At 77.9% G+C, this 331-nt stretch carries 1 protein-coding gene; it reads left to right on the top strand.

Features of this window, described 5'->3' with window-relative positions:
• A partial coding sequence (locus AA75_RS50445; protein ID WP_033825420.1) for an enoyl-CoA hydratase-related protein occupies positions 1–293 on the top strand: 293 nt, incomplete at its 5' end.
• Between the last annotated feature and the right edge of the window lie 38 nt (positions 294–331).

Genomic DNA, 331 nt, shown 5'->3' with positions numbered 1-331 from the left:
GGCCCGCCCGCAACTACCGGGGCGCCGAACTGCGCGACCGCGGTGCGCCCGTCACGGTGGTGGCCCACGACCGGGTACCCGCCACCGCCCGTGCGCTCGCCGCCGACCTGGCGGCGGCTCCCCGGGCCTCCCTGGAACTGCTCAAGCAGGACCTGGCCGCACCGCTGCTCGCCGCCACCGACGCGGCGATCGCCAGGGAGGCCGCCATGCACCGGACCTCCTTCCGGCTGCCCGAGGTGATGGACCGCATCCTCGGCGGCTACGGCGCCGCCGACCACCCGGACCGGAGCTGAGCACACCCGCGGACCGGGTCCGCCCGACCCGACCCGCC

It is taken from the genome of Kitasatospora sp. MBT63, from assembly GCF_000710465.2.
In the GTDB taxonomy this organism is placed as follows: domain Bacteria; phylum Actinomycetota; class Actinomycetes; order Streptomycetales; family Streptomycetaceae; genus Kitasatospora.
This window is presented reverse-complemented; position numbering and strand designations above follow the sequence as displayed.